Origin of the sequence: Pseudomonas sp. NY15356, assembly GCF_048068175.1 — a bacterium.
GTDB lineage: Bacteria > Pseudomonadota > Gammaproteobacteria > Pseudomonadales > Pseudomonadaceae > Aquipseudomonas > Aquipseudomonas putida_K.
Genome location: NZ_JBLUPW010000003.1, coordinates 129,673 through 150,612 on the forward strand (window position 1 = coordinate 129,673; position 20,940 = coordinate 150,612).

At 59.6% G+C, this 20,940-nt stretch carries 20 protein-coding genes; 5 read left to right on the forward strand and 15 right to left on the reverse strand.

Features of this window, described 5'->3' with window-relative positions:
- Positions 1 to 9: 9 nt before the first annotated feature.
- The 14 genes from ACNFCI_RS04425 to rpmH form a co-directional block, all read right to left on the reverse strand.
- Positions 10 to 546 carry a F0F1 ATP synthase subunit delta gene (locus ACNFCI_RS04425; RefSeq protein WP_416767498.1) on the reverse strand — a complete coding sequence of 179 codons (537 nt, stop codon included), beginning with the start codon at positions 544 to 546 and terminating at the stop codon, positions 10 to 12.
- 12 nt (positions 547 to 558) lie between these two features.
- Positions 559 to 1,029 carry a F0F1 ATP synthase subunit B gene (locus ACNFCI_RS04430; protein ID WP_023383136.1) on the reverse strand — a complete coding sequence of 157 codons (471 nt, stop codon included), beginning with the start codon at positions 1,027 to 1,029 and terminating at the stop codon, positions 559 to 561.
- Between the two features lie 57 nt (positions 1,030 to 1,086).
- Positions 1,087 to 1,344, reverse strand: a complete 258-nt coding sequence (gene atpE, locus ACNFCI_RS04435) for a F0F1 ATP synthase subunit C (RefSeq protein ID WP_003097235.1) — start codon at positions 1,342 to 1,344, stop codon at positions 1,087 to 1,089.
- A gap of 143 nt (positions 1,345 to 1,487) precedes the next feature.
- Entirely contained in the window at positions 1,488 to 2,357 is an 870-nt protein-coding gene (atpB, locus tag ACNFCI_RS04440) for a F0F1 ATP synthase subunit A (protein ID WP_023383137.1), read from the reverse strand.
- A gap of 16 nt (positions 2,358 to 2,373) precedes the next feature.
- Positions 2,374 to 2,781, reverse strand: coding sequence for a F0F1 ATP synthase subunit I (locus ACNFCI_RS04445; RefSeq protein ID WP_084855261.1), 408 nt, complete (start codon positions 2,779 to 2,781; stop codon positions 2,374 to 2,376).
- 148 nt (positions 2,782 to 2,929) lie between these two features.
- A complete protein-coding gene (locus ACNFCI_RS04450) occupies positions 2,930 to 3,802 on the reverse strand; it encodes a ParB/RepB/Spo0J family partition protein (protein ID WP_084855260.1) in 873 nt (290 codons plus the stop codon).
- A 9-nt stretch (positions 3,803 to 3,811) separates the two neighbouring features.
- Positions 3,812 to 4,603, reverse strand: coding sequence for a ParA family protein (locus ACNFCI_RS04455; protein ID WP_084855259.1), 792 nt, complete (start codon positions 4,601 to 4,603; stop codon positions 3,812 to 3,814).
- An 18-nt stretch (positions 4,604 to 4,621) separates the two neighbouring features.
- Positions 4,622 to 5,272: a 16S rRNA (guanine(527)-N(7))-methyltransferase RsmG gene (rsmG, locus tag ACNFCI_RS04460; protein WP_084855258.1), complete on the reverse strand. Its 651-nt coding sequence runs from the start codon at positions 5,270 to 5,272 to the stop codon at positions 4,622 to 4,624.
- Positions 5,269 to 7,161 (reverse strand): tRNA uridine-5-carboxymethylaminomethyl(34) synthesis enzyme MnmG, encoded by a 1,893-nt coding sequence (gene mnmG / locus ACNFCI_RS04465; protein ID WP_224457475.1) that lies wholly within the window; start codon positions 7,159 to 7,161, stop codon positions 5,269 to 5,271. The genes rsmG and mnmG overlap by 4 nt, the downstream gene beginning before the upstream one ends.
- Before the next feature lie 527 nt (positions 7,162 to 7,688).
- Positions 7,689 to 9,059, reverse strand: a complete 1,371-nt coding sequence (gene mnmE / locus ACNFCI_RS04470; protein ID WP_084855256.1) for a tRNA uridine-5-carboxymethylaminomethyl(34) synthesis GTPase MnmE — start codon at positions 9,057 to 9,059, stop codon at positions 7,689 to 7,691.
- 85 nt (positions 9,060 to 9,144) lie between these two features.
- The gene (gene yidC / locus ACNFCI_RS04475) at positions 9,145 to 10,827 is read right to left on the reverse strand and encodes a membrane protein insertase YidC (RefSeq protein WP_084855255.1); all 1,683 of its coding nucleotides are present in this window, start codon (positions 10,825 to 10,827) and stop codon (positions 9,145 to 9,147) included.
- A gap of 2 nt (positions 10,828 to 10,829) precedes the next feature.
- Positions 10,830 to 11,075, reverse strand: coding sequence for a membrane protein insertion efficiency factor YidD (yidD, locus tag ACNFCI_RS04480; protein ID WP_084855254.1), 246 nt, complete (start codon positions 11,073 to 11,075; stop codon positions 10,830 to 10,832).
- On the reverse strand, positions 11,068 to 11,472 hold the full coding sequence (rnpA, locus tag ACNFCI_RS04485; protein WP_084855253.1) for a ribonuclease P protein component: 405 nt from the start codon (positions 11,470 to 11,472) through the stop codon (positions 11,068 to 11,070). Before rnpA ends, yidD begins: the two co-directional genes overlap by 8 nt.
- A 13-nt stretch (positions 11,473 to 11,485) precedes the next feature.
- Positions 11,486 to 11,620 carry a 50S ribosomal protein L34 gene (gene rpmH, locus ACNFCI_RS04490; RefSeq protein WP_003253163.1) on the reverse strand — a complete coding sequence of 45 codons (135 nt, stop codon included), beginning with the start codon at positions 11,618 to 11,620 and terminating at the stop codon, positions 11,486 to 11,488.
- 579 nt (positions 11,621 to 12,199) lie between these two features.
- Here rpmH and dnaA point away from each other — a divergent pair.
- The 4 genes from dnaA to gyrB are packed head-to-tail and all read left to right on the forward strand — an operon-like array spanning position 12,200 to position 18,423.
- Positions 12,200 to 13,735 carry a chromosomal replication initiator protein DnaA gene (dnaA, locus tag ACNFCI_RS04495; protein ID WP_084855252.1) on the forward strand — a complete coding sequence of 512 codons (1,536 nt, stop codon included), beginning with the start codon at positions 12,200 to 12,202 and terminating at the stop codon, positions 13,733 to 13,735.
- Positions 13,736 to 13,775: 40 nt separating this feature from the next.
- Positions 13,776 to 14,879: a DNA polymerase III subunit beta gene (gene dnaN, locus ACNFCI_RS04500; RefSeq protein WP_084855251.1), complete on the forward strand. Its 1,104-nt coding sequence runs from the start codon at positions 13,776 to 13,778 to the stop codon at positions 14,877 to 14,879.
- Positions 14,880 to 14,894: 15 nt separating this feature from the next.
- A complete protein-coding gene (gene recF / locus ACNFCI_RS04505; RefSeq protein WP_416767501.1) occupies positions 14,895 to 15,998 on the forward strand; it encodes a DNA replication/repair protein RecF in 1,104 nt (367 codons plus the stop codon).
- 4 nt (positions 15,999 to 16,002) lie between these two features.
- On the forward strand, positions 16,003 to 18,423 hold the full coding sequence (gyrB, locus tag ACNFCI_RS04510; RefSeq protein WP_368828718.1) for a DNA topoisomerase (ATP-hydrolyzing) subunit B: 2,421 nt from the start codon (positions 16,003 to 16,005) through the stop codon (positions 18,421 to 18,423).
- A 79-nt stretch (positions 18,424 to 18,502) separates the two neighbouring features.
- Here the strand turns inward: gyrB and ACNFCI_RS04515 are convergent, their stop codons facing one another.
- Complete coding sequence (locus ACNFCI_RS04515) at positions 18,503 to 19,801, reverse strand: sigma-54 interaction domain-containing protein (RefSeq protein ID WP_368828717.1); 1,299 nt, start codon at positions 19,799 to 19,801, stop codon at positions 18,503 to 18,505.
- Between the two features lie 233 nt (positions 19,802 to 20,034).
- Here ACNFCI_RS04515 and ACNFCI_RS04520 point away from each other — a divergent pair, with 233 nt between their 5' ends.
- A complete protein-coding gene (locus tag ACNFCI_RS04520; RefSeq protein WP_084855247.1) occupies positions 20,035 to 20,919 on the forward strand; it encodes an MBL fold metallo-hydrolase in 885 nt (294 codons plus the stop codon).
- Positions 20,920 to 20,940 lie beyond the last annotated feature (21 nt).

The following is a 20,940-nucleotide window of genomic DNA, read 5'->3' on the forward strand; positions in this document are numbered from 1 at the left end:
CCTTCAAACTCAAGATTTCAATGCTTCGGCCAGTTTCGCGATCTTGCCGCGAACCGAGCCATCGATTACCAGGTCGCCGGCGCGGATGACGACGCCGCCGATCAGGTTGGCATCCTCCGACGCGTGCAGGCGCACTTCCCGGCTGAGCCGTGCACTGAGAACCTTGGCGAGTTTGTCTTGCTGTTCTTGGTTCAACGCAAAAGCACTGGTGACTTCCACGTCCACGGACTTCTCTTGCTCGGCCTTGTACAGGTCGAACAGAGCCGCAATCTCCGGCAGAAGCAGGAGACGGTCGTTTTCCGCGGCAACATGAATGAAATTCTGTGCCTGTGCATCGAACTTGTCACCGCAGACTTCAATGAATGCGGCGGCCTTTTCTGCGCTTGTCAGTCGCGGGGCCTTGAGCAGGCGCTGCATGGTGTCGTCTTCCGACACCGCAGCAGCCAGGCCGAGCATGGCTGACCAATTGGCCAGTTGCTGATGGGCCTGGGCATGCTCAAAGGCAGCCTTAGCGTAAGGTCGGGCCAACGTGGTCAGTTCTGCCATGATCGCCCTCGCTTAAATTTCAGCGGCCAGTTTGTTAACCAGCTCCGCATGCGCGTTTTGATCGATTGTGGCGCCAAGGATCTTTTCAGCACCGCCAACGGCCAGGGCACCCACTTGGGCACGCAGGGCGTCTTTGACGCTGTTGAGTTCCTGTTCGATCTCGGCTTGAGCCTGAGCCTTCACACGGTCAGCTTCGACGCGAGCCTGTTCACGGGCTTCCTCGACAAGCTGAGCAGCGCGTTTCTTGCTTTGCTCAATGATTTCGGCTGCCTGTGCCTTTGCTTCACGCAGTTGCTGACCCGCTTTCTCTTGGGCCAGCTCCAGGTCGCGAGCTGCGCGGTTGGCAGCGTCCAAGCCGTCGGCAATCTTCTTTTGGCGCTCTTGCAGGGCAGTGATGACCGGAGGCCATACGTACTTCATGCAGAAGAGCACAAAAATCAGGAAAGCAACGGATTGGCCAATCAGGGTTGCATTAATGTTCACGCCAACACCTCGCTCGGTCTTTGTCCATCACACCAATCAACTCGTGGGAACGAGTGATTAGCCGGCGATCTGACCAACGAAGGGGTTCGCGAAGGTGAAGAACAGAGCGATACCAACACCGATCATGGTTACGGCGTCGAGCAGACCGGCGACGATGAACATCTTGACCTGCAGCATCGGAACCATCTCAGGCTGACGAGCAGCGCCTTCCAGGAACTTGCCGCCCAGCAGGCCGAAACCAATGGCGGTACCCAGAGCACCCAGGCCGATCAGCAGAGCAACAGCGATAGCGGTCAGACCAACTACAGTTTCCATCTTTCCTCCCGACTTTTACGTCGTATTGGTTAGGTTTTTAGTTTGAAGCGGTAAAACAAATCGTTTGGTACAGCTGCCCTTGCGGACGTTTTTGGCCTTCCCCCCAAACAGGCGGGGAAGGCTATCAGACACGCGAGGCGGTCTTAATGGTTATCTTCGTGAGCCATCGACAAGTAGACGATGGTAAGCATCATGAAGATGAAGGCTTGCAGGGTGATGATCAGGATGTGGAACACAGCCCACGCCCACTGCAGCACCACACCCAGGCCGCTGAGCCACAGGATGCCGGCGCCGAACATCACGGCGATCAGGATGAACACCAGCTCGCCGGCGTACATGTTGCCGAACAGACGCAGTGCCAGGGAGATCGGCTTGGCGATCAGGGTGACGAATTCCAGCAGGAAGTTCACCGGGATCAGCAGGATCTGCACGAAGATGTTCTTGCTGCCGAACGGGTGCAGGGTCAGCTCACCGATGAAGCCGCCCAGGCCCTTGACCTTGATGCTGTAGAAGATGATCAGCGCGAACACGCAGAAGGCCATGGCCAGGGTCGCGTTCGGGTCGGTGGTCGATACGGCACGGAACGGGATGTGCGGGTCGCCGGAGATCAGGATGGCCAGCTGAGGAATCCAATCGACCGGTACCAGGTCGATGGCGTTCATCAGGAATACCCAGACGAAGATGGTCAGCGCCAGCGGGGCGATCACCGGGCTGCGGCCGTGGAAGGAGTCCTTCACGCTGCCGTTGACGAAGTCCACCAGCACTTCGACGAAGTTCTGCAGGCCGCCAGGCTGGCCGGAAGTCGCCTTCTTGGCCGCCATGCGGAAGATGAACAGGAAGATCAGACCCAGCGCGACGGACCAACCCAGGGTGTCCAGGTGGAACGCCCAGAAGCCCATTGCCTTGGCTTCTGCAGCCGAATGGGCGAAGCCCCAGCTGCCGTCTGGTAGTTGACCGTAGGTCAGGTTCTGCAAGTGGTGCTGGATATAGCCCGAAGCGGTTTCTGCTGCCATGGTTGCCTCAAACGCCCTAAGGTCTCGAAAGTCTTTTATTCATCAGCAGGGGCGCGAACCAGCTGACCAGTAGGGTCAGCAGGAAGACGCCGAATACTGCTAACGGCGCCAATGGCTTCACTCCTGCGAAGGTCAGTGCAAAAAGCACTGCCGTCAAAATCAATTTGCCTGCCTCGCCCGCGTAGAACGACTTGACGATGGCCTGCGCTGCCCTGGCCCCGCTATAGCGAAATGCCTTCCAGGCGAAATACACATTGGGCAGCCAGGCGATCAACCCTCCGCAGAGGCCTGAATAACCGCTGACCGCGCCTTGCCACTGCCACAACACCAGAGTTGCCAGCAGAAACACGATACATTGAGCCAGCAGCACCGGAAAAACCGCCCAGCGATGGAAAGGCAAGCGGTTTGGCGTGCGGATTTCCATCACAACTGCTCCTCGAAAGTCGACCGTCAAGTCAGCAATGACTTGGCATAATTTGTGCCGACAAAATGCGCGCAGAGTATAGGGGTGGTTTAACCCCTATTCAACTCTTCGTAGTGATTTCCGACTGCGCGCTACAACGGGAATTGTTTCAGCGGATGTGAGCAAGCACGCCTTGCAGCTCATCGAGGGAGTTGTAGCGAATTACAAGTTGGCCCTTGCCCTTGTTGCCATGGCGTATCTGCACGGCCGAGCCCAGGCGCTCTGCCAGACGCTGTTCGAGGCGCGCGATATCCGGATCAGGTTTGGCCTGTTCGACCGGATCAGATTTGCCGTTGAGCCACTGGCGTACCAGCGCTTCGGTTTGGCGTACGGTCAGGCCACGTGCGACAACATGCCGCGCCCCCTCTTCCTGGCGATCTTCCTCCAGCCCAAGCAGTGCACGGGCGTGGCCCATCTCCAGGTCGCCATGGGCGAGCATGGTCTTGATCGCCTCGGGCAGCGAGATCAGCCGCAGCAGGTTGGCCACGGTGACCCGCGACTTGCCCACGGCATCGGCGACCTGTTGCTGGGTCAGCTCGAACTCCTGCTGCAGGCGCTGCAACGCCAGGGCCTCTTCCAGAGGGTTGAGGTCCTCGCGCTGGATGTTTTCGATCAGCGCCATGGCGATGGCCGCTTCGTCGGGCACCTCGCGGACCATGGCCGGGATGGTGTCCAGGCCAGCCTGCTGGGTGGCACGCCAACGGCGTTCACCGGCGATGATCTCGTAGCGGTTCTCGCCGATCGGGCGGACCACGATCGGTTGCATCACGCCCTGGTTGCGAATCGAGTGCGCCAGTTCTTCCAGCGCTTCGGGGTCCATGTCACGGCGTGGCTGGTACTTGCCACGCTGGATCAGCTCGACCGGCAGGTGTTGCAGTTCCTTCTGGTCGACCTTCACAGCCTGCTCTTCGAGCGTGCTGACGGAGGGACCACTGAGCAGTGCATCCAACCCACGTCCGAGACCCCGTTTCTTAACGGCCATGCGGATTCCTTAAGTTGTTTGTGCAGTGCGTGATTGACGGCGTTGACGGCGAACCAGTTCCCCAGCCAGGGCCAGGTAGGCCAGCGCGCCACGCGATTGTTTGTCGTAGGCCAGGGCCGGCATGCCGAAACTCGGCGCCTCGGCCAGGCGGATGTTGCGCGGGATGACCGTGTCGTACAGCTGGCTGCCGAAATGTTCCTTGAGCTGGGCCGAAACGTCGTTGTTCAGACTCAGGCGCGGGTCGTACATGGTCCGCAACAAGCCCTCGATCTTCAGCTCCGGGTTCAGGCGGGCAGCGATACGCTTAATGTTATCCACAAGGTCGCTGAGACCTTCCAGTGCGTAGTACTCGCACTGCATCGGGATGATCACGCCATCGGAGGCGACCAGGGCATTGAGGGTCAGCATCGACAGCGAAGGCGGGCAGTCGATGAGAATGAAATCGTAGTTGTCGCGAATCGGCGCCAACGCATTGCGCAGGCGGCTCTCCTTCATCTGCATCTCGAGCAGCACCACTTCCGCGGCAGTCAGGTCGCGGTTGGCCGGCAACAGCTGGAAACCGCCATGCTCGGAGAAATGCATCGCCTGGGCCAGGTCGCACTCCCCGATCAGCAGGTCATAGACCGAATGCTCGAGCTCGTGCTTGTCCACACCGCTGCCCATGGTGGCGTTGCCCTGCGGATCGAGGTCGATCAGCAGCACGCGGCGCTTGGTCGCGGCCAGCGATGCGGCGAGATTGATACAGGTGGTGGTCTTGCCCACACCACCCTTCTGGTTCGCGATTGCGAATACCTTAGCCATTGTTGCGTGTGTTCCCAGTCATGCCTTGCGGCGCAGTATCAGCAGATGGCGCTGGCCCTGGCAACCCGGAACGGTCAGGGCCTGCTCGCTTTCCACTGTGAAGTCTGCAGGCAATGCTACCAGTTCATCGGCAGGATGCAGCCCCTTCATTGCAAGCCATTGCGTCCGCGCGTCGCCCAGGTGGCGCGTCCAGTTGGTGAAATTCTCCATGCTGCTGAAGGCCCGCGAAATGATCCCGCAGAACGGCTGCGGGGGCTGGAACGCCTCGACCCGGCTGTGGATAACCTCCAGGTTGTCCAGCTTCAGCTCCATTTTCACCTGAGTGAGGAAGCGGGTTTTCTTGCCGTTGCTGTCGAGCAGTGTCACCTGCTTGTGTGGATGCAGGATCGCCAGCGGGATGCCAGGCATGCCACCACCGCTGCCGACATCGAGCCAACGTTGCGTGTCGCTGTGGATAAACGACATCACGCTCAGGCTGTCGAGCAGGTGGCGCGACACCATCTCGTCGGGGTCGCGTACGGCGGTGAGGTTGTAGGCCTTGTTCCACTTGATCAGCAGGGCCAGGTAACCCAGCAGCTGCTCGTGCTGCTGCGGGCTCAGCTCGACACCGAGCTGGCGCGCACCTGTGGACAACTCTTCTGCGTGTTGCGGGGTGACCAGGGAACTCAAGCGCTTTGCTCCAATTCGCGGCCGGCGCCGCGTTTCTTCAGATGAATCAGCAACAGGGAAATCGCCGCCGGGGTCACGCCAGGGATGCGCGACGCCTGGCCCAGGGTTTGCGGACGGGTCTGGCCGAGCTTGCTCTGGATCTCCTTGGACAGGCCGGAGATCGTGGTGTAGTCGATATCCACAGGCAGGCGGGTGTCTTCGCTGGCACGCAGACGGGCAATCTCTTCCTGCTGGCGATCGATGTAGCCGGCGTACTTGGTCTTGATCTCGACCTGTTCGGCCACCTGTGGATCGATTTGTTCCCCACCGGTCACTTCGACCAGCCCAGCGTAGTCGATTTCCGGGCGAGCCAGCAGGTTGAGCAGGCTGTATTCATGGCTCAGCGGCGTGCCGAACTTATCCACAATGGCCTGGCCTTGTTCGGTGTTCGGGCGCACCCAGGTCGACTTCAACCGCTGTTCCTCACGCTCGATGCCTTCGCGCTTGGCGCAGAAGGCTGCCCAGCGCACATCGTCGATCAACCCGAGTTCGCGGCCTTTCTCGGTCAGGCGCAGGTCGGCGTTGTCCTCGCGCAGGATCAGCCGGTATTCGGCGCGCGAGGTGAACATGCGGTACGGCTCCTGGGTACCCAGGGTGATCAGGTCATCGACCAGCACGCCGATGTATGCCTCGTCACGGCGTGGGCACCAGCTTTCGCGCCCCTGCGCGCGCAGCGCAGCGTTGGTGCCGGCCAGCAGACCCTGGGCGCCGGCTTCTTCGTAACCGGTGGTGCCGTTGATCTGACCGGCGAAGAACAAGCCGCCGATGACCTTGGTCTCCAGGCTGTACTTGAGGTCACGCGGGTCGAAGTAGTCGTACTCGATGGCATAGCCCGGCCGCACGATATGGGCGTTTTCCATACCGCGGATCGAACGCACCAGCTCCAGCTGCACATCGAACGGCAGCGACGTGGAAATGCCGTTGGGGTACAGCTCGTGGGTGGTCAGGCCTTCCGGCTCGATGAACACCTGGTGGCTTTCCTTGTCGGCGAAACGGTGGATCTTGTCCTCGATCGACGGGCAATAGCGCGGCCCGACACCTTCGATCACGCCCGAGTACATGGGCGAGCGGTCGAGGTTCGAGGCAATGATTTCGTGGGTGCGCGCGTTGGTATGGGTGATCCAGCAGCTCACCTGGCGCGGGTGCATCTGGGCATTGCCCATGAACGACATCACTGGGATCGGCGTGTCGCCCGGCTGTTCGGTCATTACCGAGAAATCCACCGAACGCCCGTCGATACGCGGTGGGGTACCGGTTTTCAAGCGACCGACGCGCAGCGGAAGTTCACGCATGCGGTGGGCCAGGGCAATCGAGGGCGGGTCGCCGGCACGGCCACCGGAATGGTTCTGCAAGCCGATGTGGATAAGCCCACCGAGGAAGGTGCCGGTGGTCAGTACCACGGCGTCGGCGAAGAAACGCAGGCCCATCTGGGTGACCACGCCCTTGACCTGGTCCTGCTCGACGATCAGGTCATCACAGGACTGCTGGAATATCCACAGGTTCGGCTGGTTTTCCAGGATCTCGCGGACCACTGCCTTGTAGATGGCGCGGTCTGCCTGTGCACGGGTGGCACGCACGGCCGGGCCCTTGCGGTTGTTCAGGATGCGGAACTGAATGCCGCTCTTGTCGGTGGCCAGCGCCATCGCGCCGCCGAGCGCATCGATTTCCTTGACCAGATGGCTTTTGCCGATGCCACCGATGGCCGGGTTGCAGCTCATGTGACCGAGGGTTTCCACGTTATGGGTCAGCAGCAGGGTTTTCACACCCATGCGTGCGGACGCAAGCGCAGCCTCGGTACCGGCATGGCCGCCGCCGATGACGATCACTTCAAAACGGGAAGGGAAATCCACCACGCACCTCGTGCCTGTTTTTGCGAATAGAGAAGGTAAGTGGACAAGTATAGGGACTTCCCCCCGCTTAAAGAAACCTTTTGCGCAAATTTTGACCAGGCTGTGGATGAGTGGCGGGCAAAAGAAAACAAAGAGGAAAAATTTAAAAAAGCTTTGTTTTTATGTTTATTCTTAGGCAGCCATCCACATGTGGATAACTTGATGTAGCCCAGTAGAGACAAGGCCTAGAACGATTCATAACCCTGTGTTGGACAGGGGGTGAGGGTTCTGGATAACGGCGTTTAACCTGTGGATTAAAGTGCCGCTTACCCACAGGCCGGTTTGTCCTCAGCAAAAAAGGCCGGTTATCAACGGAGCTGAAGGCGAGTTTTCCACAGAGCTCCTGCGGGCAGCATTCGGCCTGTGAATGAAATTGAGCAAGGTCTCCTCGAGCTGATTCGCGGGGAACCTGGCGCCCACATGGTCAAATCGCAGGCAAAAAAAAGCCGCTCCAGAAGGAGCGGCCTTGGGCCTTGCCGGGCTGTGGATCATTTACCGATGCAGAAACTCGAGAAAATCCGCCCCAGCAGGTCGTCCGAGCTGAAGGCCCCGGTGATTTCGCCCAGAGCCTGCTGCGCCTGGCGCAGGTCCTCGGCCAGCAGTTCCCCGGCGCCCGCCAGTGTCAGCTGGGCACGGCCATGCTCGAGGTGAGCGCCAGCCTGGCGCAGGGCTTCCAGATGCCGACGTCGGGCGCTGAAGCTGCTTTCGGCGGTCTGCTCATAACCCATGCAGGCCTTGAGGTGATCGCGCAGCAAGTCCAGCCCCAAGCCAGTATCGCGGGCGCTCAAGGTGATGGTCACATGGCCATCGTCGCACTGCTCCAAGCCGACCTGCTCGCCACTGAGGTCGGCCTTGTTGCGAATCAGGGTCACCTTGGCGACATCCGGCCGTTGGTCGAGGAATTCCGGCCATAGGGCGAATGGATCGCTGGCCTCGGGTGCCGTGGAGTCCACCACCAGAAGCACACGATCGGCCTCGCCTATGGCCTTGAGCGCCCGTTCCACGCCAATCTTTTCCACATGGTCGTCGGTGTCGCGCAGGCCTGCCGTGTCGACCACATGAAGCGGCATGCCATCAATGTGGATATGTTCGCGCAGGATATCCCGGGTGGTGCCGGCGATATCGGTGACGATTGCCGCCTCACGCCCCGCCAGCTGGTTGAGCAGGCTCGATTTGCCAGCATTCGGTCGCCCAGCGATGACTACGGTCATGCCGTCGCGCAACAAGGCGCCCTGCCCAGCTTCGCGCTCGACTGTGGACAACTCACCGCGAACCGCATCCAGCATGGACAACACATTGCCATCGGCAAGAAAGTCGATTTCTTCCTCAGGAAAGTCGATAGCCGCCTCTACGTAGATGCGCAGGGCGATCAGGGCTTCGGTGAGCGCATGCACGCGCTTGGAGAATGCGCCCTGTAACGATCGCAATGCATTGCGCGCCGCCTGGGTGGAACTGGCCTCGATCAGGTCTGCGATCGCCTCGGCCTGGGCCAGGTCGAGCTTGTCGTTGAGAAATGCCCGCTCGCTGAATTCGCCCGGGCGCGCCAGGCGGCAACCCAACTGCAGGCAGCGCTGCAGCAGCATGTCCATGACCACCGGGCCGCCATGGCCTTGCAGCTCCAGGACGTCCTCGCCGGTGAAGGAGTTCGGCCCCGGGAAGAACAAGGCGATGCCTTCGTCCAGTACCAGCCCGTCGCTGTCGCGGAACGGTCCGTAATGGGCATGACGTGGCGCCAGCGTGCGGCCGGTGATGGCCTGTCCAGCCTGGCTGGCCAACGGGCCCGACAACCTGACGATGCCAACCCCACCTCGCCCTTGGGCGGTGGCGATGGCCGCGATGGTTTCACGCACAGTGTTCATGCTCGAAAACCTCTAGGAAAAATACACAGATAGCAAAAACGCCCCACAAGGGGGCGTTTTATTCACAGACCAGCGTAGCCGTCCGTCAAGCAGCGGCTTTCTTGGTCGCGGCCTCGATGCTACGGGTGATGTACCACTGCTGCGCGATGGACAGGCAGTTGTTCACAACCCAGTACAGCACCAGGCCTGCAGGGAACCACAGGAAGAAGAAGGTGAAGATGATCGGCATCATTTTCATGACCTTCGCCTGCATTGGATCCGGCGGCGTCGGGTTCAGGCGCTGCTGGATGAACATGGTGGCGCCCATGATGATCGGCAGGATGAAGAACGGATCCTTGATCGACAGGTCGGTGATCCACAGCATCCACGGAGCCTGGCGCATCTCGACGCTTTCCAGCAGCACCCAGTACAGGGCCAGGAATACTGGCATCTGCACCAGGATCGGCAGGCAGCCGCCCAGCGGGTTGATCTTCTCTTTCTTGTACAGCTCCATCATCGCCTGGGACATCTTCTGGCGATCGTCACCGAAGCGTTCCTTGAGCTGGGCCAGTTTTGGCGCAACGGCACGCATGCGCGCCATCGAACGGTAGCTGGCGGCGGACAGCGGGAAGAACAGGCCCTTGATCAGCATGGTCAGGACGATGATCGACCAGCCCCAGTTGCCCAGCAGGCTGTGGATATGTTGTAGCAGCCAGAAGATCGGCTGGGCGATAAACCACAGGAAGCCATAGTCGACGGTCAGTTCCAGGCCTGGGGAGAGTTCCTTGAGCTTGGACTGGATCTTCGGACCGGCGTACAGCATGGCGCTGGTTTCGGCCTTGGCGCCGGCAGGTACGTTCAATGCCGGGCCGGTGTAGCCGATGATGTAGTTGCCCTGGCTGTCCTTGCGGGTCTGGACGACGTTGTTGTCCGACTTGCTCGGGATCCAGGCGGTTACGAAGTAGTGCTGCAGCCAGGCAACCCAGCCGCCGGACACATTTTCTTTCAAACTGCCCTTGTCGATGTCCTTCATCGACACTTTCTTGTACGGCTCCGAAGCTGTCCACAGGGCAGCACCCAGGTAGGTGGCGGTGCCGGTGGCGGTGCTCGACGAAGGGTCGGAACTGGCGTCACGCTTGAGCTGGGCAAACAGGTTGCCGGTCCAGGCCTGGGCGCTCTGGTTGTCGATCAGGTAGCTGACGGTCAGGTCGTACTCACCGCGCTTGAAGCTGAAGCGCTTGATGTAGTTGACACCGTTCTCGCTGAACTTCAGGTCGACCACCAGCTGATCCTGGCCATCGGCCAGCTGGTAGCTCTTGCGTTCGGAGGCATACAGCGGGCGACCGGTGGCACGGGCATCCGGGCCGTTGGCGCCGGTCAGGCCGCTCTGTGCCAGGTAAACACGCTCGCCGCCGTTATCGAACAGCTGGAACGGAATGTCCGGATGGTCCTGACGACGCGGGTACTTGGGCAGGGTCAGCTGGACGATGTCACCACCCACCGGGTCGATAGCCAGGTCCAAGACATCGGTCTTGATCCGTACCAGGTCCTTGCTGACCGCAACTGGCGCCAATTCGGCTGGGCTGGATTCAGCATTGGCGCTCGGCACATCGGCACTGGCGCCGTTATTGCCGGCCGGCACGGTGTCCGGCAACGCCGGGGCAACATTGCTGGCAGCAGTATTCTGAGTCGGCAAGGCAGCCTGGCCGTAGTCCTGGTTCCATTTCAGGACCATGACGTAGGACACGATTGCCAGGGCGACGATCAGGATCGTGCGTTTAATATCCATGATTACTCGGCTATCGAAGAAGTTCGGGAGGAAGGAGCGGGTGGAACGGGATCGAAACCACCGTCGTTCCACGGATGACAACGCCCCAGGCGACGAACGGCCAGCCACCCACCACGCATGAGGCCATGGTTTTCAATGGCTTCATAGGCGTAACAGGAGCAACTGGGGTAGAAACGACAGTGGCTGGCCATCAGTGGACTAATGGCATAACGGTAAAACTGGATCGGAACGAGTGCCAGTTTACGCATCGTGACTGTCTACCCCTGCGGAATCGGCATTAACCGCTGGAGAGGGCCGACTGCGTACCAGTCGCTTCCAGAGCTTGCCAAAGTGTTGGTGCAATTCTGGGTTTTCAATCTCGCCCAATCCCTTGCGCGCGACGATCACGATGTCCAGCCCAGCGAGCATTTGCTGGTTCAGACGGAACGAATCGCGCATCAAGCGCTTGAGGCGATTGCGTTGAACGGCGAGCTTGACGCTCTTCTTGCCGATCACCAGGCCAAGGCGTGGATGATCGAGGCCGTTCTCGCGAGCAAGGATAAGCAGGTTTTTCCCTGGAACCTTGCCGGTTGGGGAGTCGAAGACCGCTTTGAAATGCCGGGGTGTAAGCAGTCGCTTGTCCCGACTGAAGTCCTGACTCACCACCTGTGCCGAAAAATCAAATTGCCAGACGCTTACGGCCTTTGGCACGACGACGCGACAGAACAGCGCGGCCGTTCTTGGTAGCCATACGGGCACGGAAGCCGTGGGTGCGGGCGCGCTTGATGGTGCTTGGTTGGAAAGTACGTTTCATGGCGTGTTACCTGGGTTTGTCGACAACGGGCCGGAATGGCCCCCTTTTTAAGAGATCGGCGATTCTAGAGAAAGCAAGCCCATAGGTCAATTTCCAACCAACGTTTGCTTATGGAAGGCGCGACCCGGCGCTCGTGCCTTTGGCTTGATCGAACGCCTCACGGGAAGACAACATGAAAAAAAGAAGGACATATAAAAAGCTTTTCTGAAGAACTTATAAAGCTTAGGTGGATAACCTGCTGTGGATAACCACCTCAAGGCCTTAATTCATGCGTTGTACAGAGATTCAAAACCCTGTCGGTAAGGCGTGCTCCCGCTGTGCTGTGCCCGCGGAAAAGCTGTGGATTAAATGCATGGTTACCCACAGCCAAGTTATCAACAGTCTTGAGGTTGGGGTTGTGCATAGGCCTCAGGCGCGGTTATCCACAGGCCTTATTCACACGGCAGGAGGTCATTTGGGTGACGTTTTGGGAGGTTGGTCCGGGCCCAAGTCGTTGCCACATGTGGATAAGTGGCTGACCTCCCGGTACAATGGCGGTTTGTTTTTTGCCTCATCCGGCTTTCAACTCAGGGGATATCCGTGTCAGTGGAACTTTGGCAGCAGTGCGTGGAGCTTCTACGCGATGAACTGCCTGCCCAGCAATTCAACACCTGGATCCGTCCGCTACAGGTCGAAGCCGAAGGCGACGAGTTGCGCGTGTATGCGCCCAACCGTTTCGTTCTCGATTGGGTCAATGAAAAATACCTGGGCCGCCTGCTCGAACTGTTGGGCGAGCATGGCAGCGGCATCGCGCCTGCCCTTTCCTTATTAATAGGTAGCCGCCGCAGCTCCGCGCCGCGTGCCGCGCCCAATGCGCCGGTCAGTGCTGCCGTGGCGGCATCCATGGCCCAGCAGACCCAGGTGCAACAGCCAGCCCAGGTCGTCGCAGCCAGCGAACCGGTCGTCGAGCCTGCGCTGGAGCTTGCCCCTGCCCTCGAGATCGAAGAGCCGTCTTCGCGTGACAATTTCGACGCCATGGGCGATTCCGCCTCGGCGCCGGCTACCACCGGTCGTACCGAGCAGCGCACCGTTCAGGTCGAAGGCGCCCTCAAGCACACCAGCTACCTGAACCGCACCTTCACCTTCGAGACCTTTGTCGAAGGTAAATCGAACCAACTGGCCCGTGCCGCTGCATGGCAGGTCGCCGACAACCCTAAGCATGGCTACAACCCGCTCTTCCTTTATGGTGGCGTGGGCCTGGGTAAAACCCACCTCATGCATGCTGTGGGTAACCATCTGCTCAAGAAGAACCCCAATGCCAAGGTTGTCTACCTGCATTCCGAGCGGTTCGTGGCAGACATGGTCAAGGCGCTGCAGCTCAATGCAATCAACGAGTTCAAGCGTTTCTATCGCTCCGTCGATGCGCTGCTGATCGACGATATCCAGTTCTTTGCCCGCAAGGAGCGCTCCCAGGAAGAGTTTTTCCACACCTTCAACGCCCTGCTCGAGGGTGGTCAGCAGGTGATCCTCACCAGTGACCGCTATCCGAAGGAAATCGAAGGGCTGGAAGAGCGCCTGAAGTCACGTTTCGGCTGGGGCCTGACGGTTGCCGTCGAGCCTCCCGAGCTGGAAACCCGCGTGGCGATCCTCATGAAGAAGGCCGACCAAGCCAAGGTCGAGCTGCCCCACGACGCTGCGTTCTTCATCGCCCAGCGCATTCGCTCCAACGTACGTGAGCTGGAAGGCGCACTGAAACGGGTGATCGCTCATTCGCACTTCATGGGCCGGGACATCACCATCGAGCTGATTCGTGAATCGCTCAAGGACCTGCTGGCGCTTCAGGACAAGCTGGTCAGTGTGGATAACATCCAGCGTACCGTGGCCGAGTACTACAAGATCAAGATCGCCGACCTGTTGTCCAAGCGGCGTTCGCGGTCTGTCGCTCGCCCACGTCAGGTCGCCATGGCCTTGTCCAAGGAGCTGACCAACCACAGCTTGCCGGAAATCGGCGACATGTTCGGCGGTAGGGACCACACCACGGTGTTGCACGCCTGCCGCAAGATCAACGAATTGAAGGAATCCGACGCGGACATCCGCGAGGACTACAAGAACCTGCTGCGTACGCTGACGACCTGATGGGCGTCGGAGCAGCTAATTGAAGGCAAGGGACTAGACCATGCATTTCACCATTCAACGCGAAGCCCTGTTGAAACCCCTGCAACTGGTCGCAGGCGTCGTCGAGCGCCGCCAGACCTTGCCGGTCCTGTCCAACGTGCTGCTGGTCGTACAAGGCCAGCAACTGTCGTTGACCGGTACCGACCTGGAAGTCGAACTGGTTGGCCGCGTGCAACTGGAAGAGCCGGCGGAGCCTGGCGAGATCACTGTCCCGGCCCGCAAGCTGATGGACATCTGCAAGAGCCTGCCCAACGATGTCCTGATCGATATCAAGGTCGACGAGCAGAAGCTGTTGGTAAAAGCAGGCCGCAGCCGTTTTACACTGTCGACCCTGCCGGCCAATGACTTCCCGACTGTCGAGGAAGGCCCTGGCTCGCTGACCTGCAACTTGGAGCAAAGCAAGCTGCGCCGCTTGATCGAACGCACCAGCTTCGCCATGGCCCAACAGGACGTGCGCTATTACCTCAATGGTATGCTGCTGGAGGTGTCGACCGACACTCTGCGCGCCGTTGCCACCGATGGTCACCGCTTGGCGCTGTGCTCCATGCAGGCAGCGATCGGCCAGGCCGAACGTCACCAGGTCATCGTTCCACGCAAAGGTATCTTGGAACTGGCGCGTCTGCTGACTGACCCGGAAGGCATGGTCAGCATCGTTTTGGGCCAGCACCACATTCGCGCGACTACCGGTGAGTTCACCTTCACGTCGAAGCTGGTCGATGGCAAGTTCCCGGACTACGAGCGTGTCCTGCCTAAAGGTGGCGACAAGCTGGTGATCGGTGATCGTCAGGCGCTGCGCGAAGCGTTCAGCCGCACCGCGATCCTGTCCAACGAAAAGTACCGGGGCATTCGCCTGCAGCTGGCTTCCGGCCAATTGAAGATCCAGGCCAACAACCCTGAGCAGGAAGAAGCGGAAGAAGAAATCAGCGTCGACTACACCGGCAGTTCGCTGGAGATCGGGTTCAACGTCAGCTACCTGCTGGACGTGCTGGGGGTCATGACCACGGAGCAGGTGCGCCTGATCCTGTCCGACTCCAACAGCAGCGCCCTGCTCCAGGAAGCCGGCAACGATGATTCCTCGTACGTCGTCATGCCGATGCGCCTGTAACCTGTAGCAGGTCAAATGTCCCTTCGACGTATCATGGTCACCGCGGTGCGCAACCTGCACCCGGTGACTCTCTCTCCCTCTCCTCGCATCAATATCCTCTACGGCGCCAACGGCAGCGGCAAGACCAGTGTGCTGGAGGCGGTGCACCTGTTGGGGTTGGCTCGGTCCTTCCGCAGTACACGCTTGAACCCGGTCATTCAATACGAGCAGCCAACCTGCACGGTATTTGGAGAGATTCAGCTTGTCGAAGGTGGTACCAGCAGCCTGGGCATTGCCAGGGATCGCCAGGGAGAATTCACTATCCGTATTGATGGGCAGAATGCGCGCAGTACGGCCCAGTTAGCCGAGTTGCTGCCGCTGCAGCTGATCAACCCGGACAGTTTTCGTCTGCTTGAAGGCGCCCCTAAGATTCGACGGCAGTTCCTGGATTGGGGAGTGTTCCACGTGGAACCTCGGTTCATGGCTGCCTGGCAGCGCCTGCAGAAGGCACTGCGGCAGCGGAACTCATGGTTGCGTCATGGTACACTTGACGCTGCTTCGCAAGCTGCCTGGGACCGGGAATTGTGCCTGGCCAGCGCGGAGATAGATGAATACCGTCGCAACTACATCAAGGCCTTGAAGCCTGTCTTCGAGCGAACCCTGAGCGAACTGGTGGAGCTGGACGGGTTGACCCTGAGCTACTACCGAGGCTGGGACAAGGACCGGGAACTCAACGAAGTACTCGCCTCTTCTCTTCTTCGGGATCAGCAGATGGGCCATACCCAGGCCGGCCCACAGCGTGCAGATTTGCGCCTTCGACTGGGTGCGAACAACGCCGCCGACATCCTCTCACGGGGCCAGCAGAAGCTCGTGGTGTGTGCCTTGCGGATTGCCCAAGGCCACCTCGTCAGCCAGGCTCGCCGCGGTCATTGTATTTATCTCGTGGATGACTTGCCGTCCGAGTTGGATGAGCAGCATCGCCGTGCGCTATGCCGCTTGCTGGAAGAATTACACTGCCAGGTTTTTATCACCTGTGTAGATCACGAATTACTGAGGGAAGGCTGGCAGACGGAAACGCCAGTTGCTTTGTTCCACGTGGAACAAGGCCGTATCACCCAGACCCACGACCATCGGGAGTGAAGGCATGAGCGAAAATCAAACGTACGACTCCTCCAGCATCAAGGTGCTGAAAGGGCTGGATGCCGTGCGCAAGCGTCCCGGCATGTACATTGGCGACACCGATGATGGCAGCGGCCTGCACCACATGGTCTTCGAAGTGGTCGATAACTCGATCGACGAAGCGCTCGCCGGTCACTGCGACGACATCACTGTCATCATTCACCCAGACGAATCCATCAGTGTTCGCGACAACGGTCGCGGCATTCCTGTCGATGTTCACAAGGAAGAAGGCGTATCGGCTGCCGAGGTCATCATGACCGTCCTGCACGCAGGCGGTAAATTCGATGACAACTCCTACAAGGTTTCCGGTGGCCTGCACGGTGTGGGTGTATCCGTGGTGAACGCGCTGTCCGAGAAGCTGGTACTGACCGTACGCCGCAGCGGCAAGATCTGGGAGCAGACCTACGTCCATGGAGTTCCACAGGCACCTATGGCCGTTGTCGGTGATAGCGAAACCACCGGCACCCATATCCACTTCAAGCCTTCGGCTGAAACCTTCAAGAACATCCACTTCAGCTGGGACATCCTGGCCAAGCGGATTCGCGAGCTGTCATTCTTGAACTCGGGCGTCGGCATCCTGCTCAAGGACGAACGCACCGGCAAGGAAGAGTTCTTCAAGTACGAAGGTGGTCTGCGTGCATTCGTTGAATACCTGAATACCAACAAGACCCCGGTCAACTCCCAGGTGTTCCACTTCAATGTTCAGCGTGATGACGGCGTGGGTGTCGAAGTAGCCCTACAGTGGAACGACAGTTTCAACGAAAACCTGCTGTGCTTCACCAACAACATTCCGCAGCGCGATGGCGGTACCCACCTGGTCGGTTTCCGTTCTTCGCTGACGCGTAGCCTGAACAACTACATCGAGCAAGAAGGCCTGGCGAAGAAGAACAAGGTTGCGACCACCGGTGACGATGCCCGCGAAGGCCTGACCGCAATCATTTCGGTCAAGGTGCCGGATCCGAAGTTCAGCTCCCAGACCAAGGACAAGCTGGTTTCCTCGGAGGTGAAGACCGCCGTGGAACAGGAGATGAACAAGTACTTCGCCGACTTCCTGTTGGAAAACCCCAACGAAGCCAAGGCGGTGGTCGGCAAGATGATCGATGCTGCCCGTGCCCGTGAAGCGGCGCGAAAGGCACGTGAGATGACCCGCCGCAAAGGTGCGTTGGACATCGCCGGCCTGCCAGGCAAACTCGCTGATTGTCAGGAAAAGGACCCTGCCCTTTCCGAACTCTACCTGGTGGAGGGTGACTCCGCGGGTGGCTCGGCCAAGCAAGGCCGTAACCGTCGCACCCAGGCGATCCTGCCGCTCAAGGGCAAGATTCTCAACGTCGAGAAAGCACGTTTCGACAAGATGATCTCCTCCCAGGAAGTGGGCACGCTGATCACCGCGCTGGGCTGTGGCATCGGTCGCGAAGAGTACAACATCGACAAGCTGCGTTATCACAACATCATCATCATGACCGATGCTGACGTTGACGGTTCGCACATCCGTACCCTGCTGCTGACCTTCTTCTTCCGTCAGCTGCCGGAGCTGGTCGAGCGTGGCTACATCTATATCGCTCAGCCGCCGCTGTACAAGGTGAAGAAAGGCAAGCAGGAGCAGTACATCAAGGACGACGAGGCCATGGAAGAATACATGACCCAATCGGCCTTGGAGGATGCCAGCCTGCACCTGGACGAGTCGGCGCCAGCCGTTTCCGGCGTGCAACTCGAAGCGCTGGTGAACGAGTTCCGTGGTGTGATGAAAACGCTCAAGCGTCTGTCGCGCCTGTATCCGGAGGAGCTGACCGAGCACTTCATCTACCTGCCGGAAGTGACCCTCGATCATCTGGCAGATCATGCAGGCATGCAGGCATGGCTGAGCAAATTCCAGGAGCGCCTGAACAACAGCCAGAAGTCCGGCCTGACCTACCAGGCCAGCCTGCGCGAAGACAAGGAGCGCAACATCTGGCTGCCGGAAGTGGAAGTCACCTCCCACGGCCTGGCCAGCTACGTCACCTTCAACCGCGACTTCTTCGGAAGCAACGACTACCGCTCGGTCGTCGCGGTGGGCGCCAAGCTGGCGACCCTGCTGGGTGAGGGCGCCTATGTTCAGCGTGGCGAGCGTCGCAAGGCGGTCACCGAGTTCAAGGAAGCTCTCGACTGGCTGATGAACGAAACCACCAAGCGTCACACCATCCAGCGATACAAAGGTCTGGGCGAGATGAACCCTGACCAGCTGTGGGAGACCACGATGGACCCAACCGTGCGTCGTATGCTCAAGGTGACCATCGAAGATGCCATCGCTGCCGACCAGCTGTTCAACACCTTGATGGGTGATGCGGTCGAGCCGCGCCGCGACTTCATTGAAAGCAATGCGCTGTCGGTGTCCAACCTGGACTTCTGATTAGCAAGCAGCAATTAGAAGCCAATCCTTATGGGTTGGCTTTTTTTTGTCTGGAGGAAAGTGTTTCACGTGGAACGTTCTATAAACCCAACGCTTTCAGGCGCCTGTACAAGGTCCGTTCACTCATCCCCAAATGCTCGGCCAGTTCACTTCGAGACCCTTTGAAGGTCTCCAATGCGTGTATCAGGTCGGCCATCTCTTTACGGCCACGTCCGCGTGAAACGGTCGGCTCGACCATAGGGTAGATATCCTCCGGAAGGTGCTCCGGGCGGATCAGCCCGTCATCGGCAAATAACCTGGCCCGCTCAAGAATGTTGCGCAGTTCGCGAATATTCCCCGGAAAGGTATGCAGGCTAAGCCGATCCAGGGCTTCGGCGGTCATCTGTGGCGACTGTTTGCCCGCCATCCGTTGCAACAGGCTTTCACACAGCAGGGGCAGATCTTCTACCCGCTCACGCAAGGCAGGCAGGCGGATCGGAAAACCGCTGATGCGGTAATACAGGTCTTCACGGAAGGAGCCTTCCGCAGCCATCTGCTTCAAGGGCTTGTGAGTCGCCGAAACCAGGCGGAAATCCGAATGGACCGTTCGCGTGCTGCCCACCGGGCGGAAACTGCCCGACTCGATCAGACGCAGCAGTTTGACCTGCATGGCCAAGGGCACTTCACCGATTTCGTCGAGAAACAGCGTGCCCCCGTGGGCGGCTTCGGCCAAGCCAATCTTGCGTTGGGTCGCACCGGTAAATGCACCTTTCTCGTAGCCGAACAGCTCGCTCTCGAACAACGACTCGGTCAGACCGGTGCAGTCCACTACCACCAGTGGACCATTAGCCCGAGGGCTGCCCAAGTGCAAGGCACGTGCGAACAATTCCTTGCCAGTACCGGACTCACCCTGCAGCAGCACCGGGATCTGTGCCGGTGCGGCCCGCTGCAGGCTGGCGACCGCCGATTTGAACGCAGGAGCCCGACCGACCAGCCCTTGCTCTTGTGGCTGGGCGGAGGCCAGGGTCACGCTGGTCAGACGCTCGACGAACGCCACCACCCTGCCCTCGTCATCGAGGATCGGGCGCAGTTCTACATCCACATGCTCAGGGCCTCGGGGGGTGTGATGAATATGCAGCACGCGCTCCGGCATCTTGCTGTCCAGTGACTTGCGCAACGGGCAATGCTCGCCAGCCTGATCACAAGGCACAGCATAGTGGTGCGAGACCCGGTGGCATTTCTGGCCGATGGGCGCGTGGTCCTGGCTGGCGAACTGACGACGATATGCGGCATTGGCGGCCAGGATGTTGTAGTCGGTGTCCAGCACGATGCTGGGTAGTACATCGTGTTCGAGGTAGGACACCAGCGCGAGGATCGCGGGATGGGAAGCGGCTTGCATGACGGCACCAGATAAAGGACCAAGCGAGCGTAGCAAGGACTGCCAAACACTGCCATTGGCTGTCAGTCGACTGCCAGATGCTGTCACGTCTGACAGGCACATAGGGCTCTAATCACAGGGCAAGCCCGCATTTATGGAGGGAAGAGGTAGCGAAAACTGTGGCATGCATCTTGATAAAGCACTTTGCACTGCCTAAGCCTTCAAGAAGGCCCGGTGGATAATGGGAGAGTGAAATGATCATCGGCAACAACCTTCATGTGGAAGCCTTGTTCGACAAGGCAACCTCGACCATCAGCTACCTGGTCATGGATGGCGAGACGCGCCAGTGCGCACTGATCGACAGCGTGCTGGACTACGACCCAAAATCCGGACGCACCAGCACCGAGTCGGCCGACCGCCTGATCGCTCTGGTCGAGTCGCACGAGGCCAAGGTGCAATGGATTCTTGAAACGCACGTTCACGCCGATCACTTGTCTGCCGCGGCCTACCTGAAGCGCCGGCTCGGTGGCACCACCGCTATCGGTGCGCAGATCACCCAGGTGCAGAAGACCTTCGGCACGCTGTTCAATGCCGAGCCCGGTTTCGCCCGTGACGGCAGCCAGTTCGATGTGTTGTTCGAGGACGAAGAAGGCTTTCGCATCGGCAACCTGCATGCCCGCGCACTGCACACACCTGGGCATACCCCGGCCTGCTTGAGCTATAGGGTCGAGGATGCAGGCGAAACGGCTGTGTTCGTCGGCGATACCTTGTTCACGCCTGACTACGGCACTGCCCGCTGCGATTTCCCTGGCGCCAGCGCCCGCACCTTGTATCGGTCGATCCGTCGTCTGTTGGCCTTCCCCGACCAGACCTACCTATTCATGTGCCACGACTACCTGCCAGGTGGCCGCGAGCTGCGTTACGTAACCACTGTCGCCGAGCAGCGTGCCGGCAATATTCATATCCATGAAGGGGTCAGCGAGGACAGTTTCGTCTCCATGCGCGAAGCCCGTGACGCGACCCTCGACATGCCTGTGCTGATCCTGCCTTCGGTACAGATCAACATGCGCAGCGGGCAGTTCCCCGAGCCCGAAGCCAATGGCGTGAGCTATTTGAAGATCCCGCTGAACACGCTGTAAACCCGCGCTACACCCATAACG